Annotated in this window: 12 protein-coding genes; 6 read left to right on the forward strand and 6 right to left on the reverse strand. The window is 75.3% G+C overall.

Annotated features, from left to right (window positions below):
* The first annotated feature begins 33 nt into the window (after positions 1 to 33).
* Positions 34 to 1,125, forward strand: a complete 1,092-nt coding sequence (locus BSL84_RS32470) for a hypothetical protein (protein ID WP_075971814.1) — start codon at positions 34 to 36, stop codon at positions 1,123 to 1,125.
* A gap of 80 nt (positions 1,126 to 1,205) precedes the next feature.
* Here the strand turns inward: BSL84_RS32470 and BSL84_RS32475 are convergent, their stop codons facing one another.
* The 3 genes from BSL84_RS32475 to BSL84_RS32485 are packed head-to-tail and all read right to left on the reverse strand — an operon-like array spanning position 1,206 to position 3,918.
* Complete coding sequence (locus BSL84_RS32475; protein WP_045321327.1) at positions 1,206 to 2,231, reverse strand: NAD(P)/FAD-dependent oxidoreductase; 1,026 nt, start codon at positions 2,229 to 2,231, stop codon at positions 1,206 to 1,208.
* Positions 2,228 to 2,809, reverse strand: coding sequence for an isoprenylcysteine carboxyl methyltransferase family protein (locus tag BSL84_RS32480; protein WP_234308339.1), 582 nt, complete (start codon positions 2,807 to 2,809; stop codon positions 2,228 to 2,230). The genes BSL84_RS32475 and BSL84_RS32480 overlap by 4 nt, the downstream gene beginning before the upstream one ends.
* 50 nt (positions 2,810 to 2,859) lie before the next feature.
* Positions 2,860 to 3,918 carry a type III polyketide synthase gene (locus tag BSL84_RS32485; RefSeq protein ID WP_030033358.1) on the reverse strand — a complete coding sequence of 353 codons (1,059 nt, stop codon included), beginning with the start codon at positions 3,916 to 3,918 and terminating at the stop codon, positions 2,860 to 2,862.
* Between the two features lie 76 nt (positions 3,919 to 3,994).
* Between BSL84_RS32485 and BSL84_RS32490 the strand changes: the two genes are divergently transcribed.
* The gene (locus BSL84_RS32490; RefSeq protein WP_079273381.1) at positions 3,995 to 4,903 is read left to right on the forward strand and encodes a UbiA family prenyltransferase; all 909 of its coding nucleotides are present in this window, start codon (positions 3,995 to 3,997) and stop codon (positions 4,901 to 4,903) included.
* A 29-nt stretch (positions 4,904 to 4,932) separates the two neighbouring features.
* Here BSL84_RS32490 and BSL84_RS32495 read toward each other — a convergent pair whose 3' ends face one another.
* Together BSL84_RS32495 and BSL84_RS32500 are read right to left on the reverse strand one after the other, a co-directional pair.
* Positions 4,933 to 5,967: a PHP domain-containing protein gene (locus BSL84_RS32495; RefSeq protein ID WP_075971815.1), complete on the reverse strand. Its 1,035-nt coding sequence runs from the start codon at positions 5,965 to 5,967 to the stop codon at positions 4,933 to 4,935.
* A gap of 54 nt (positions 5,968 to 6,021) precedes the next feature.
* Complete coding sequence (locus BSL84_RS32500; RefSeq protein ID WP_051873207.1) at positions 6,022 to 6,537, reverse strand: MarR family winged helix-turn-helix transcriptional regulator; 516 nt, start codon at positions 6,535 to 6,537, stop codon at positions 6,022 to 6,024.
* Between the two features lie 131 nt (positions 6,538 to 6,668).
* On the opposite strand from BSL84_RS32500, the gene BSL84_RS32505 reads away from it, so the two are divergent.
* A complete protein-coding gene (locus BSL84_RS32505) occupies positions 6,669 to 7,079 on the forward strand; it encodes an organic hydroperoxide resistance protein (RefSeq protein ID WP_030029085.1) in 411 nt (136 codons plus the stop codon).
* A gap of 177 nt (positions 7,080 to 7,256) precedes the next feature.
* Entirely contained in the window at positions 7,257 to 8,885 is a 1,629-nt protein-coding gene (locus BSL84_RS32510; protein WP_030029086.1) for an FAD-dependent monooxygenase, read from the forward strand.
* A 45-nt stretch (positions 8,886 to 8,930) separates the two neighbouring features.
* On the opposite strand, the gene BSL84_RS32515 is transcribed toward BSL84_RS32510, so the two are convergent.
* Positions 8,931 to 9,284: a DUF6204 family protein gene (locus BSL84_RS32515; RefSeq protein WP_075971816.1), complete on the reverse strand. Its 354-nt coding sequence runs from the start codon at positions 9,282 to 9,284 to the stop codon at positions 8,931 to 8,933.
* Positions 9,285 to 9,388: 104 nt separating this feature from the next.
* Here BSL84_RS32515 and BSL84_RS32520 point away from each other — a divergent pair, with 104 nt between their 5' ends.
* Together BSL84_RS32520 and BSL84_RS32525 are read left to right on the forward strand one after the other, a co-directional pair.
* A complete protein-coding gene (locus tag BSL84_RS32520) occupies positions 9,389 to 10,672 on the forward strand; it encodes a VWA domain-containing protein (RefSeq protein ID WP_030029088.1) in 1,284 nt (427 codons plus the stop codon).
* Positions 10,672 to 11,478, forward strand: coding sequence for a hypothetical protein (locus BSL84_RS32525; RefSeq protein WP_030029089.1), 807 nt, complete (start codon positions 10,672 to 10,674; stop codon positions 11,476 to 11,478). The genes BSL84_RS32520 and BSL84_RS32525 overlap by 1 nt, the downstream gene beginning before the upstream one ends.
* The last annotated feature ends 137 nt before the right edge of the window (positions 11,479 to 11,615 follow it).

The following is an 11,615-nucleotide window of genomic DNA, read 5'->3' on the forward strand; positions in this document are numbered from 1 at the left end:
CGTAGACCCGCGCGTCGGCGAACGGAGCTTTCCATGAATGACCCCATCACTCTCGCGGCGACACAACACGAGGACCGCCGCGGGACCCCCGACCCCACCGCCCCGGACGTCCCGGACGTCCCGGACGCCCACGACACCCCGGGCACGGCCGACACCTCCCGCACCCCGGACAACCGGAAGGCGCCGGACAGAACGGACGCGCCGGCCGGCCCGGACTCGCCGGACGCCCAGGACGACTCCGACGCGCAGACCACCCAGCGCATGCGCACCCTCCTGGAGACGGCGGCCACCTGCCGCCCGGTGGAGGAGGTCACCGCCCTGGTGAGCCTCCTCAAGGAGGACGGCCCCCTGCCCGACGCCGGACACGACGCGCTGCGCGCGGCCGCCGTGACCCGGCCCGTACAGGACGTGCAGCGGATGGTCACCCTGCTGGGCGAGGCCCCGCGCGAGGTCGGCGAAGCGGACATCACGCTGCGCGCCGCCGCCGTCGGACGGTCCATCGAGGACGTGGCCCTGCTGGTGAACATCCTCGGCAAGGACGCCCCCGGCGAGCCGGAGCCGCAGCGCCGCCCCGGGCCCGCCGGCACGGCCCGGGCGGGTGAGGCGGCCGCCCGCGAGGCCGCGCCGTCCCCCGTGCGGGGCGAGGAGCCGTACGAGGTGCCCTACCCGGCCCTGTACGAGGCGCCTCACCAGGTGCGGACCCGGCGGCCCGACCCCGGCCCCACCGGCCGAGCGGCGGGCACGGCGGCGCTGCGGCACGCGCTGCGCTGGCCGGCGGCCATCGCCCTGCTGGTCAGCGGCGCCCTGCACCTGCCGCAGGAGTTCATAGCCCTGCCGTCCGCGACTCCCCTCGGCCTCCTGCCCCTCCTGGTCACCGCGGTGTGCCTGGGCGTCGGTGCGCTGGTGGCGCTGCGCGACACCACGGCCGTGTGGCGGGCGTGCGCGGCCGCGGCCCTGGGCGTGGTCGCCCTGCACGTGATCGGCGGGTCCCTCGCCTTCGACCCGCTGGCCGGCACCGTCGGCGGCTCCCGGGCCTGGGCCGGAGCCGCCGTCATGCTGAGTGCGGCGGCCGGAGCGGTCCTCGCCGGACTGGCCCTGCGCAACCGCCAGGAGAACTCCGCCTGACCGGCGTCCGCGACCGCCGCGGCGGCACCCCGCGCCACCGGGCGCGGGGTGCCGCCGCGTTCGCGCCCGCGGGCCTCCGCTCAGGCCAGCAGGTTGACCGCCCCCGTGAACACGCGGGGCAGCCGGGCGGCGAGCGGGACGATCCGGGTCGCGAGGCGCGGCCGCCGACGCGCCCAGAGCAGTGACTCGGTGAGCGAGCGGTAGCTGCGCGACAGGTCCCGCCAGGCCTGTTCGTAGGCCTGCGGCCGGCCCGCCCGTACGCACCGCACCAGTTCGCCCGCGGCCGTCACGGCCAGGGCGAGCCCTTCGCCGGTCAACGCGTCCACGTAGCCCGCGGCGTCCCCGACGAACAGCACCCGCCCCGAGACGCGTACGCGCGCGCCCTGACGCAGCGGCCCGGCGCCGCGCACGGGCGTGCCGGCGTCCCCGGCGAGCCGGGCCGCCAGCCGCGGGAAGTGGGTGAGCTGTTCGTCGAAGGGCGCCTGGTCGGTGGTGAGGATCGCCACGCCGATCCGGTCGGGCGCCACAGGGGTGACGTAGGCCTCGCTCCGAGCCGACCAGTGCACCTCCACGAGGTCGCTCCACGGCTCGACGGCGTAGTGGCGGCGCAGCCCGTAGCGGGCCGGCCGGCGGGGCGTGGCGGGCGCCGACAGGCCGAGTCCGCGCCGGACGGGGGAGTGCAGGCCGTCCGCCGCGACGAGGTAGCGGGCGGTGAGCCCGGCCGCGGTGACATGGTCGACGCCCTGGCGCACCTGGTCGACGCGCTGCGGTAGGACCTGTACGCCGAGCAGCGCCGCCCGTTCGGCGAGTGCGGCCTGGAGGTCCGTGCGGCGGGCGCCGAGGCCGGGTCCGGACCGGAAGAGCCCGTCCGCCTGCAGGCCGCTCGCGTCGTCGACGTAGCGGATGCCCCGGAAGGGCTGTCCGGGCACGGACACGCCCAGTTCCTGGAGGCGGCGTACCGCTCCGGGCATCAGGCCCTCACCGCAGGCCTTGTCGATGGGGGTGGGCCGCGGCTCCACGACCACGACCTCCAGGCCGGCGAGGGCGCCGTGGATCGCGGTCGCCAGTCCGGCGGGTCCGCCGCCCGCGATCAGCAGGTCGATCATGACGGCGCTCCCGCCGACGGGACGGAGGCGGGGGCGCGCAGCCGTTCGCCGTCCGTCAGGGCAGCGTCCTCGCAGCCGATCCGCACGCGCAGCAGCACCAGGTTGAGCACGGTGAAGCCGAGGGCGGTCACCCAGGCCGAATGCACCAGCGGCAGTGCGGCGCCCTCGGCGACCACCGCCGCGTAGTTGGGGTGGCGCAGCACCCGGTAGGGGCCCCGCTCCACCAGCGGCAGACCGGGGACCACGAGCACCCGGGTGTTCCAGCGTGGACCGAGGGCGGCGACGCACCACCAGCGCAGGCCCTGGGCCGCGACGACGACGGCGAGCGCGGGCCAGCCGAGCAGCGGGACGAACGGCCGCCCGGCCACCAACGGCTCGGCCACGCAGCCCGCCAGCAGCGCGGTGTGCAGGGCGACCATGGCCGGGTAGTGGCCGCGGCCGTACTCGCGGCCGCCGCGCGCCAGGCTCCAGGCGGTGTGCCGGCGGGCGGTGGCCAGCTCGGCGAGCCGCTCGGCGGCGACCAGGCAGACGAGCAGCAGGTACAGGCCGACGGAGGTCGAGGAGGTTGGGGAAGTCACGGAGGTCATGGAGGTCACGGAGGTCAGGGTGTGCATCGGGTTCTCCGGGGTCACCAGCGCAGGAGGGCGAGTTCGGAGGCGAAGCCGGGGCCGAAGCCGAGCATCAGCCCGACGGACCCGGGCGGCGGTGCGGTGCCGCGGACGCCTTCGAGGATGTGCAGGACCGAGGCGGAGGAGAGGTTGCCCACGGCGGCCAGCGACCGCCGGCTCGCCGCGAACGCCGACTCCGGCAGCCCCAGCGCGTCCGAGAGCGCGTCGAGGATCTTCGGGCCGCCGGGATGGCAGATCCAGGCGTCGACGTCCGCCGGTTTGAGGTCGTGGGCGGCCAGGAAGCTCTCCACCTCCTCGGCCACGTGCAGCCGCGCCAGGTCCGGGAGTTCACGGCCGAGGACCATCCGCATGCCCCAGTGGCCGATGTCCCAGCCCAGGAGGTGCTCCGTGCCCGGGTAGAGGCGGCTGCGGGCGGCGACGATCTCCGGTCCGGTGCCCGTCGCGTACAGGGGGTGGTGGCGGCCCACGGCCACCAGGGCGGCCGCACCGTCGCCGAAGAGGGCGCCCGCCACCAGGTTCGCCATCGAGGAGTCGGTGGACTGGAGGGTGAGCGAGCAGAGCTCGGTGGACAGCAGGACGGCGGCCTGAGCGGGCCGGCCGGCGAGCAGGTCGTGGAGATGGCCCACCCCGGCGGCTCCGGCTGCACACCCGAGACCGAAGAGCGGCAGCCGCCGTACGTCGGGACGCAGCCCCGCGCGCGCGGCGAGCCGGGCCTCCACCGAGGGCGTCGCGAGCCCGGTCACGGTGGTCGACATGACGAGATCGACCTCGGGGGCGGTCAGGCCCGCGTCGGCGAGGGCGAGTTCGAGCACGCGGGGCCCGAGTTCGAGGGCCGTCCGTACGAACAGGGCGTTCGTGGTGCCGAAATCGTTCGCGGGCCCGTAACGCTCCAGGGGAAGGGCGAGATGGCGGCTCTCCACGCGCACCGAGGCGTGGACCCGGCGCAGCAGGGCGGTGTCGGAGCCGGGCGGCAGGAAGCGGGCGAGCGCCTCCGTGATCTCGGCCTGGGGATGGCGATGGGGCGGGAACACGCTGCGCACTGCCAGAACACGTGTCATTACGTCACCATAGGAAACAACTGACACTTCGTTACGAATCACTCGATCCGGGCGCGGCGCCGCATAGCGTGTCGCCGTGCCCGTACGAACCACACAGTTCACCGAGAGCGGCGACGGCAGCGGCTCGGCCGCCCGCGCCGCCGGCGACGGACATGCCGCCGGCGCCCGGTCGTCCCTGTCGGCCCTGCGGGGCCTGCCGGCGGCGTGCCACCCGCTTCCCGCGGCGGCCGTGACCCTCTTCACCGCCGTCATGGCGGCCGCTGCCGGGCACGGCCCGTCGGGAGTGGCCCTCGCCGCCGCGGCAGTGGCCGCCGGACAGCTTTCGGTGGGCTGGTGCAACGACCGGGCGGACCTCCGGCGCGACCTGGCCGCGGGCCGACGGGACAAGCCCCTGGCCGCCGGTACGGCGTCACCCGCCGCGGTGGCCCGGGCGGCGGCGGCGGCACTGCTGGTCTGCGTTCCGCTGTCGCTGGCGGCCGGCCTCCCCGCGGGCGCCGCACACCTGGCCGGTGTGGCCGCCGCCTGGGGGTACAACCTGTGGCTGAAGGGCACGGTTCTCTCCTGGGCCCCGTACGCCCTGGCCTTCGGCCTGCTGCCCGCCTTCACCACCCTCGGGCTGCCCGGTGCGCCCTGGCCGCCGCCGTGGCTGACGGCGGCCGCGGCCCTGCTCGGCGCGGGCGCCCACTTCGCGAACGTCCTGCCCGACATCGACGACGACCTGGCCACCGGCGTGCGGGGACTGCCCCAGCGGCTCGGCGCCCGGCGCTCGGCCGCGCTGGCCGGGTTGCTCGTCCTGGGCTCGGCGGCCGCCCTCGTGGCCGGACCGCCGGGGCGGGTGACGGCGTACGGCTGGGCCCTGCTGGCCGCGACGGCCGGGGCCCTGCTCCTCGCGTCCCGCCGTCCCGCGGGCCGGGCCCTCTTCCGTACGGTGATGGCGGTGGCCGGAGCCGATGTGGTCCTGCTGGTGGCCGAACTCCGCCCGTGACCCGTTCCGGCGGGGAGGGCCGCCCGCCCTCAGGGCGCCTGCCGCGTGCGGGTCCAGGCCAGCAGGTCGTCCGCCGGCCAGGTGTTGACGACGCGCTCCACCGGGACACCGCATTCCACGGCCCGTTCGCAGCCGATCACCTGCCAGTCCAGCTGGCCCGGGGCATGCGCGTCCGTGTCGATCGCGAAGAAGGTACCGGCGTCCACGGCCAGCCGCAGCAGCCGCCGAGGCGGGTCCAGCCGTTCGGGCCGGCTGTTGATCTCCACGGCGGTACCGGCCTCGGCGCAGGCCGCGAACACCGCCTCCGCGTCGAACCGCGACTCCGGCCGGCCGCGCCCGGTGACCAGCCGGCCCGTGCAGTGACCCAGGACGTCCAGCAGCGGGTTGCGTACGGCCGCCACCATCCGCCGGGTCATCGCGGGCGCGTCCATCCGCAGCTTCGAATGGACCGAGCCGACGACGAGATCGAGCTGTTCCAGCAGCTCGGGCTCCTGGTCGAGGGCCCCGTCGTCCAGGATGTCGCACTCGATCCCGGTCAGCAGCCGGAAGGGCGCCCAGTCGGCGTTGAGCTCGGCCACCACGTCGAGCTGCTCGCGCAGCCGGTCCGGGGACAGACCCCGGGCGATGGTCAGCCGCGGCGAATGGTCGGTCAGCACCGCCCACTCGTGGCCCAGCCCGGCCGCCGCCCGTCCCATGGCGTCGATCGGGCTTCCGCCGTCCGACCAGTCCGAGTGCATGTGGCAGTCCCCGCGCAGCGCCGCCCGCAGCGCGGTGGCGGCGGGTGAGGCCGGGGGGCCCTCCGGGTGCGCCGCGGCCTCGTCCTCCAGGGCCTGCAGATAGGACGGCACCCCGCCGGCGAGAGCCTCCCGTACGACCTTCGCCGTCTTGGGGCCGAGGCCCTTGACGGCCTCCAGGGTGCCGGCGGCGGCCCGCTCGGCCGCCTCCTCCCCGCCCATGCGCGCGACGGCGGCGGACGCGGTACGGAAGGCCCGCACCCGGTAGGTCGGCGCCATCGCGCGCTCCAGCAGGAACGCGATCCGGTCCAGCGCCGCAACCGGGTCCATCGGGCACCTCCTGCCGCAGGGTGGGGTGGGCCCAGTGTCCGTCGCGGACGGCGGCTACGCCTCCGGGGCCTCCGGGGTCTGCCGGGCCTCCCGTGCCTCCTCCAGGGGCACGGCGGCGTCCAGTGCGGCGGTCAGGCGGCTCAGCCGGGCCTGGAGGTCGACGACCTCGGCCAGGTCGAAGCCGGTGGCCGCCGCGATCCGCCGCGGCACTTCCACCGCCCGGGCGCGCAGCGCCGCGCCCTCGTCGGTCAGGGCGGCGCGCACGGAGCGCTCGTCCTCGGTGCTGCGCTCGCGGCGCACCAGTCCTGCCGCCTCCAGCCGCTTGAGCAGGGGCGAGAGGGTGCCGGAGTCCAGCCGCAGGTGCCGGCCGATCTCCTTGACCGGCATCTCGCCGTGCTCCCACAGCACCAGCATCACCAGGTACTGCGGATAGGTGAGCCCCAGGTCCTTGAGGACGACGCGGTAGAGGCCGCCGAAGGCGCGGGTCGCGGCGTTCAGCGCGAAGCAGATCTGGCCGTCGAGGCGCAGGAAGTCCTGCTCGGAGTGGGTCGCGGCGGGCTGCTGGGTCATGTCGGCCAGTGTACCCGGGTAGGACTTGCGAGGCATTGAATTGTGCACAACTGAATTGCGTGCTCTACTGGTGGGGCGCAGTCGGGAAACACCGGCCGCCGCCACGGATCATTTCTGCGAGAGGAACTCTCATGGACGCGCTCTACACCGCTGTCGCCACCGCCAACGGCCGCGAGGGCCGCACCGTCAGCTCCGACGGCCGGCTCGACCTCGCCCTCGCCATGCCTCCGGCGCTCGGCGGCAACGGGCAGGGCACCAACCCCGAGCAGCTCTTCGCCGCCGGCTACGCCGCCTGCTTCGCCAGCGCGCTCGGCCTGGTCGGCCGCCAGGCCAAGGCGGACACCAGCGAGGTCTCGGTCACCGCGGAGGTCTCCATCGGCAAGGACGGCGCCGGCTTCGGCCTCGCCGTCACCCTGCGCGTCGAGCTCCCGGACTCCCTGGCAGGCGAGACGGGCGCCCTCCTGGTGAAGCAGGCCCACGAGGTCTGCCCCTACTCCCGCGCCACCCGCGGCAACATCGAGGTCGACCTCGTCGTCGAGTAACCCGACGCACCACCCGACGCGCCCCCCCGCGCACGCAGAGTCGCGCAGGCGTGCGCAGGGGCGGGTGCGCAGGGGTGTGCGGGCCCGCGAAGATCGCACCGAGATGCCGTACGCCGGGCGTACGGCCACCATGGAGGCAGACCGACTCTGACGGGGGCCGCACGCCGGGAGACGCCAGTGGGCCACAGCAGCACGACGGACGTACTGGTCGTAGGCGCCGGCCCGATCGGGCTGACCGCCGCCGCCGAGCTCCGCCGGCGCGGCGTCTCCTGCCGGATCGTCGACCGCCTCCCCGCGCCCCTGCCGTTCGCCAAGGCCGTGGGCATCCAGCCGCGCACGCTGGAGATCTGGGACCGCATGGGAATGGTCCGCGCCGTCCTGGACGCGGCCGTCCCCATGCGCGGGCAGCTCACCTACGTCAACGGCGCCGAGCAGCCCCGGATCGACCTCGTCCTGCCGCCCGAAGTGCCCTACCGCTTCGCGGCACTGCCGCAGTACGAGACCGAGCGCATCCTCCGCGAACACCTGGGCCGCTGGGGGACCGCCGTGGAACGCGGCACCGAACTGGTGTCCTTCAGCCAGGACGCCGACGGCGTCACCAGCCGGCTGCACACCCCCTCAGGCGCCGAGGAGGAACTGCGCACCCGGTACCTCGTGGGCTGCGACGGCGCGCACAGCATCGTCCGCAAGGGACTCGGCCTCTCCTTCGAGGGCGGCGCCCTCCCCGAGGAGTACATGCTCGCCGACGTCGCGGTCGACTGGGACCTGCCGTACGGCTACTCCCTGCGCGCCATGCACCTCGACGGCGCCGGCGCCGTCGACGACGTCCTCGTCTGCATCCCGCTGCCGGGCCGCGGCCGCTACCGGATGTCCATGAAGGTGCCCCCCGAACTGTCCACCGCCCAGCAGGCCGCGGACGGTGTGGCCCACGGCCTCCAGAGCGGCCGGGCCCCGCAACTCGCCGACATCCAGACCGTCCTGGACCGCCTCTCCCCGACCTCCACCACCGCCTCGGACATCCGCTGGTCGTCGGTCTTCCGCATCAGCCACCGCATCGTCGACCGGTACGGCCACGGCCGGGTCTTCATCGCCGGAGACGCCGCGCACATCCACCCGCCGACCGGCGCCCAGGGCATGAACACCGGCATCCAGGACGCCTGGAACCTGGCCTGGAAGCTCGCCCTGGCCGTCGAGGGCGCCGCCCACCCCGGCCTCCTGCCCAGCTACGACGCCGAACGCAGGCCGGTCGGCGAGGAGGTCGTCGGCCGTACCATGCGCCACGCCGCCCAAGGCGTCCAGTCCGACCCCGAGGACGCCGACACCCTGATGCTGCGCGAAGCCCAACTGCTCGTCGGCTACCGCGCAAGCCCCGTCGTCGACCCGCCCGGCGAAGGCCCCGGACCCCGCCCCGGCGACCGGGCCCCGGACTGCGGCGGCCTCACCTCGCCCATCGCCGCCGTCCCGCTGCGCCTCGCCGACCTCCTGCGCGAGCGCGAACACGTCCTGCTGCTCTACGGCACCGGCCTCGACGAACTCGCCGCCACAGCCCGTGAATCCTCCGGCGGCCGCGTCGAGACCTGCGTCGTCCTGCCGGCCGGAACCCCACCCGACACCCCGGCGGGCCCGGCCGTACTGCCCGCCTACCACGACACCGGCGGCGAGTTCGCCCGCCTCTACGCGGCCGAGCAGCCGACCGCCGTCCTCATCCGCCCCGACGGCTACCTCGGCGCCCGGCTCTCCCCGCCGACCCCGCAGCGACTCGCCGCACACCTCGCGACCGTCTTCGCCCCGCACGCCCGGCCCTGACCGCGCTCCCCCCGCCTCGCCCGCCCCGGCCGGGTCCCGTCCCGGTCAGCCCCGAGCGGCCTCCCGCCGCTGCCGCTTGCCCAGCGGAGCCAGCGACAGGTCCTGGGCCTGCGACCGCACCTGCTTGAAGCCGTACCCGCGTTCCGTCAGCCAGCTCTCCGCGGCCAGCTCCGCGCGAGCCGTCGCGTCGAGGATGTCCTCCTCCGCCTCGCCCGAATCCAGGAAGCGGAACGTGAAGAAGGGGCGGGCCGCGAGGTCGTACGTGAGGTGCCCCTCGGCGGTGAACTCCGCACGCAGCATGTCGTGCTCGGCCGCGCCCGCGAGCAGCTCGGCCCGCTGGCCGTCGGTCAGCCCGTCGAACGCGCCACGGACGGTGATACGGAAGGTACGGGTACTCATCCCCGAAGCCTAGGAGGGGACCCCCGCCCCACGCATCCGGATATCCGCCCGCCCGCCGGGCCGCTGCTTTTGGATTGCCGCACGATCCTCAATACGATCCGGCGATGATCACAAGAAAACGGCTTGCGGCCCGGGCCTGCGGCCTGTTCGCCGCACTGACCGTCGGCCTCCTCCCGGCGAGCGCCACAGCCGCCGACGGACCGACGGCGAAGGAACCCCCCAAGGTCGACCTCGTCCTGGACGTCAGCGGCTCCATGCGCGCCAACGACATCGACGGCCAGTCCCGGATGGCCGCCGCGAAGCAGGCCTTCAACGAGGTCATCGACGCCGTCCCCGCCGAAGTCCAGCTCGGCATACGGACCCTGGGCGCCGACTACGCCGGCGACGACCGCAACCTCGGCTGCAAGGACACCAAGCAGCTCTACAAGGTGGGGCCCCTCGACCGGACCGAGGCCAAGACCGCCGTCGCCACCCTCGCCCCGACCGGCTGGACCCCCATCGGCCCGGCCCTGCTCGGCGCTGCGCAGGACCTGGAGGGCGGCAACGCCACCAAGCGGATCGTGCTCATCACCGACGGCGAGGACACCTGCGCCCCGCTCGACCCGTGCGAGGTCGCCCGCGACATCGCGGCCAAGGGCATCCACCTGGTCATCGACACCCTCGGGCTCGTTCCGGACGCCAAGACCCGCGCCCAGCTCACCTGCATAGCCGAGGCCACCGGCGGCACGTACACCTCCGTGCAGCACAAGGCCGAGCTCTCCGGCAGGGTCCGCCAACTCGTCGACCGGGCCGCCGACCCCGTCGTCAACCCGGTGGCGACCGAGGGAGCCAAGCAGTGCGAGGGCGCCCCGCAGCTGAAGGCCGGCCTCTACAGCGACCGCGAGACCTTCGGCGAGCACCGCTGGTACCGGGTGGACGTCCTGCCCGGCCAGGAGCTCCGCGCCTCGGTGAGCATCGGCGCCGACCGCGCCGTCAACAACGACTACGGCGTCCTGCTGCGCGCCACGACCGTCCACGGACGGGAGATCGTACGCGGCTCGGAGGCGGGCGACGGCCGTACCGACGTCCTCTCCACCGGCCTGCGCTACCCGAAGGCCGAGGTCGACGACTCCGGCGCGGACTCGGACGCGAAGCCCGCGGCGGAGACCGTCTGCCTCCAGGTCAGCAACTCCTTCTCCGCCCCCGCCTCCGTCAAGACCACCCCCGGCATGCCCGTCGAGCTGACCATCGACCTGGTCGACGGTCCCGCCAGCGCCTCCGACGCCGCCGCCTTCGGCCTCGGGCGCGGCTGGTGGACGCCGGCCGTGCTGGTGCTGGCCGGACTGCTGGCCGGCCTGGTGTGGGGATGGATCTCGCGCTGGCGCATCTCCGTCTGGAGGACCAACTGATGCGTACCGTACGCACACTGACCGCGGGCCTGCTCGCGGCCGCCGCGGCCCTCGCGGTGGCCGGCACGGCCGCGGGTGCTGCCGTCGCCGACACCCCGTCGCCGAGCGCCACCACCGGCAAGGACGCGGCCCGCGCCGAGTCGGCCCCGACCGAGGCGGGCACGAGCTTCCGTACCGCCACGCCCTTCCGGCCCGGCCAGAAGGCCACGGCCGGCGCCTCCAGCGGCGACTACCTGTACTGGGTGCTCCCGATCGACGCGCAGCAGCGCGCCACCGTCAAGGCCGCCGTCACCCTGCCCGATTCCGCGGCCCGGCACGGCGCCTCGACCTGGCAGCTCGACGTCTACGACGGCCTGCGCCGCCGCCAGGCCTGCACGTACGGCACGCAGACGCGGGCGGCGGCCAAGGAGGCCGCCACGGTCGAACTGTCCTGCACCCTGCGCACGGTCCGCGCCGGCGCGGAGCCGTGGGCCAACGACCCGCTGCCCGGGAGCTACTACGTCCGGCTGACGGTCGTGGACCTTCCCGACGAGGACCTGGGCCTGCCGGTGCGCGCGGCCGTCGAGGCCGACGTACAGGAGGCCGGCGGCGCCTACGCGGTGGACGGCGCCCTCGCCACACCGCTCGTCGCCGGCACCGTGACCGGATCCCTGAGCGAGCCCGAGGACGGCTGGTCCGGCGGCTGGTGGTCGGACCGCTGGATCTGGACCGCGGCCGGCGGGGTGCTCGGCGCCCTCGCGGGGATCTTCGGGTACTCCCTGACGCGCGGCAGGGGCCGCCCGTCGCGGATGCCGTCCGGCGCCTGACCGGCGGCGCACCACGGGGCATGACCCGGCGGCGCACTCGGACCCGGCCGAGCGGGCCGGCCACGGCACAGACCGCGGCCGGCCTGCCCGCGGCCGCGCCGCCGGACGTGTCCGGCGGCGGCGCTGGGCCATGTGAG

Origin of the sequence: Streptomyces sp. TN58 (assembly GCF_001941845.1) — a bacterium.
GTDB lineage: Bacteria > Actinomycetota > Actinomycetes > Streptomycetales > Streptomycetaceae > Streptomyces.

What these genes read in the sequence shown, in the direction of transcription:
- BSL84_RS32470 (WP_075971814.1), top strand. Translation starts at nt 34, where the DNA reads ATGAATGACCCCATCACTCTCGCGGCGACACAACACGAGGACCGCCGC.
- BSL84_RS32475 (WP_045321327.1), bottom strand. Translation starts at nt 2,231, where the DNA reads ATGATCGACCTGCTGATCGCGGGCGGCGGACCCGCCGGACTGGCGACC.
- BSL84_RS32485 (WP_030033358.1), bottom strand. Translation starts at nt 3,918, where the DNA reads ATGACACGTGTTCTGGCAGTGCGCAGCGTGTTCCCGCCCCATCGCCAT.
- BSL84_RS32495 (WP_075971815.1), bottom strand. Translation starts at nt 5,967, where the DNA reads ATGGACCCGGTTGCGGCGCTGGACCGGATCGCGTTCCTGCTGGAGCGC.
- BSL84_RS32500 (WP_051873207.1), bottom strand. Translation starts at nt 6,537, where the DNA reads ATGACCCAGCAGCCCGCCGCGACCCACTCCGAGCAGGACTTCCTGCGC.
- BSL84_RS32505 (WP_030029085.1), top strand. Translation starts at nt 6,669, where the DNA reads ATGGACGCGCTCTACACCGCTGTCGCCACCGCCAACGGCCGCGAGGGC.
- BSL84_RS32515 (WP_075971816.1), bottom strand. Translation starts at nt 9,284, where the DNA reads ATGAGTACCCGTACCTTCCGTATCACCGTCCGTGGCGCGTTCGACGGG.
- BSL84_RS32520 (WP_030029088.1), top strand. Translation starts at nt 9,389, where the DNA reads ATGATCACAAGAAAACGGCTTGCGGCCCGGGCCTGCGGCCTGTTCGCC.
- BSL84_RS32525 (WP_030029089.1), top strand. Translation starts at nt 10,672, where the DNA reads ATGCGTACCGTACGCACACTGACCGCGGGCCTGCTCGCGGCCGCCGCG.